The organism is Marinirhabdus gelatinilytica, assembly GCF_003353425.1.
Taxonomy (GTDB): Bacteria; Bacteroidota; Bacteroidia; order Flavobacteriales; family Flavobacteriaceae; genus Marinirhabdus; species Marinirhabdus gelatinilytica.
This window is the reverse complement of the sequence record NZ_QRAO01000019.1, coordinates 1-2467: the sequence shown is the minus strand read 5'-3', so window position 1 is coordinate 2467 and position 2467 is coordinate 1. Positions and strand designations below refer to the sequence as shown.

General features: G+C 35.3%; 3 protein-coding genes. All 3 read left to right on the top strand.

What is annotated here, in order from left to right; genetic code table 11:
• Nucleotides 1-111 precede the first annotated feature (111 nt).
• The gene (locus C8D94_RS15130) at nucleotides 112-843 is read left to right on the top strand and encodes a hypothetical protein (protein ID WP_115124810.1); all 732 of its coding nucleotides are present in this window, start codon (nucleotides 112-114) and stop codon (nucleotides 841-843) included.
• A gap of 167 nt (nucleotides 844-1010) precedes the next feature.
• Complete coding sequence (locus C8D94_RS15125) at nucleotides 1011-1610, top strand: SEC-C metal-binding domain-containing protein (RefSeq protein WP_115124809.1); 600 nt, start codon at nucleotides 1011-1013, stop codon at nucleotides 1608-1610.
• Nucleotides 1611-1691: 81 nt separating this feature from the next.
• Nucleotides 1692-2141: a hypothetical protein gene (locus C8D94_RS15120; RefSeq protein ID WP_115124808.1), complete on the top strand. Its 450-nt coding sequence runs from the start codon at nucleotides 1692-1694 to the stop codon at nucleotides 2139-2141.
• Nucleotides 2142-2467 lie beyond the last annotated feature (326 nt).

Below are 2467 nucleotides of genomic sequence, written 5' to 3'. Positions count from 1 at the left end.
GCGCTTCCCACATTTGCTCCGCAAATTGATTCTAGCCAACGCGCGCCGCCCTAAAGTCGCACCGTTTCATATGCAAACCAGTTGTGCTTCATTATCAGAAACCGCTAACCAATGATAAAATTCTTTAGAAAAATTAGGCAAAGACTTCTTTCTGATAACAAATTCAGTAAGTATCTGATTTATGCCGTCGGAGAGATTATCCTTGTTGTTATCGGGATTTTGATTGCTTTGCAGGTCAACAATTTAAATGAAGTTCGAAAATCAAATTTGGAATTGAACAAAATAAACCAAAACTTGATTCAGGAATTTGAATCTAATCAAAAAGCTCTAAATATAGCATTAGGTGGATTGAAATGGACAAAACGTGGAGGTTTAAAAATACTCTCAATGATGGGGAAATCAGAAAGTGAACTGAACCGTACAAATATTGATAGCTTGATAGAAACCTCACTTTTTTGGCCAACTTGGAAACCGACTAATTTTGTCTTAAACGAACTCAAAAGCACAGGTAAATTGTCATTAATTAAAAATAATAAGATAAAGGAACTACTTTTTGAATATGAACGACAATCTGAAAATGTAAATGAATGGAATAGACGTATGGAAAAAAGTTCGCAGGATATTGTTGATTACATCAAAAATTATGGTTCATTGAGGAATGTAAACCATAATCGAATATCAATTAAAAAGTCTGATTTGGATTTTAACAATATTAGTTTCTTTAATGATTTAAAATTTGAAAATCAAGTTGATGAGAAAGTACTTTATTCGCAATTTTTGGAAAATGTTTATGCAGAAACGGATAAATTAATCAGTGAAATTTTAGAAGAAACCAGAAAATAACGAAAGCACAACAATGGCTATAAGTAATTGCTTGTTCTCGCCTACTTCTGAAAATCCTCGCGGATTTTCAGTTTGGTGTGTACTTGCAAAGTTATCTGCTAAACCACGCAACTACTCATAGCCGAGACCGTTGTGCGCAAGCTGAAAACCAAGACTAAAGAAAACAAATGAATGGAGTAATTGCCTATTGTGAAAATAAAAAGTGCGGAACAATTTTCTCTGTACCTAATCTAATTGGCGGACCAGGTTCTGCAAATATCGAATTTAAAAATACAAGATTAGGTCCTTGTCCAAATTGTGGTTCAAGCGGACTTGTCCCAGACGGTGTTTATGAATATTTTGATAAGGCAATATCTTTTGTTCGAGGCCCAAAAGAATCGGTAGAGAAACTTCTTGAACTGAAACAATTGATTTTAGGATTTAAAGAAAATCCCAAATCAAAAGATGAAATTGTAAAAGAAGTACAAAAGATTTCACCTAATTATGCTCAAACAATTCAAAAGGCACCTGATATTGATATCCACAAATGGATAGCTACAATTTTAGCCATTTTGACAGCAGCCATTTTAGTGCAACAAACATATTTCAAAGGAAGTGATGACGAAATTAAGGACAAAGTAATTGAACAGTTACTTAACCAGAACAAAACTTTAATTGAACAAACAAAACCACAACCGGTCAATGTGAATATAAAAATTGGACGGAATGATAAATGTCATTGCGGTAGCGGATTAAAATATAAAAAATGTTGTATAAACAAGAAATAAAAGCCAGCGCACAACAACGCATAAGGCACATTGCGAAAAAGCAACGTGCCTTATACAATACCGTTGCCCACAATATTCTAAATGACCCGAGTTATAAAATTTCTAACTGATTTAGATGATTATGAATTAGCATATTTTGCCAAATTCAAACTCAAAACTTACATGCCAGAAACTCAATCCGAAATCAATAAATATATTGCGGATAAAGGACTGACTGAGCAGCGGATTGAAAAACTGATTGCGACTAATCCAAAACGCGATACGGAAAATGGAAAAATAAGATGTCCAAGATGCTCAACCGATAAAATTAGAACTGAAAAAGTTGAATGGACAAATAATACTGGACAATTCGGATTGGAAGATGAGATTTCTTCGCTTGATGGATTGGATGGAAGAGCAACTTACAAAGATCAAGTTATTTGTAATGTTTGCGGATTTTGGATAAAAGACCCAAATTTTGAAAAGAAGAAAAAGTCGTTTTGGCATTACATTGCGGACGGAATTTTCAACATTTTTACGGGTTGGTATTAAATATCGGAAAGAAAAATACTGTGGGCAACAACGCATATAATACAGCGGGTTGATGGTTAAGTGAATTGTATTTCTTACAAATAATTGTAAATTGGTCACGCGGATACATACGTAGTGGCGGCGCCACTGCCCACGGCTGATTCGCACGCTGGCGCTTCCCACTTTCGCTGACGCAAAATGTTGGCACTGCCGATGCTGCCGCTCAAGACCCGCCGTATCATATGCAAAACCGTTAGCAAAAACAGTACCTCAGCGAAATTTCAGCATTTTAGTGGAGTAAAGAGGCCTCATCATTTATGAGTAACTTTTTGCTGTGGTTTATGTCT

Coding starts and splice junctions, on each gene's coding strand:
- C8D94_RS15120 (WP_115124808.1), top strand. CDS start 1,692: ATGACCCGAGTTATAAAATTTCTAACTGATTTAGATGATTATGAATTA.
- C8D94_RS15130 (WP_115124810.1), top strand. CDS start 112: ATGATAAAATTCTTTAGAAAAATTAGGCAAAGACTTCTTTCTGATAAC.
- C8D94_RS15125 (WP_115124809.1), top strand. CDS start 1,011: ATGAATGGAGTAATTGCCTATTGTGAAAATAAAAAGTGCGGAACAATT.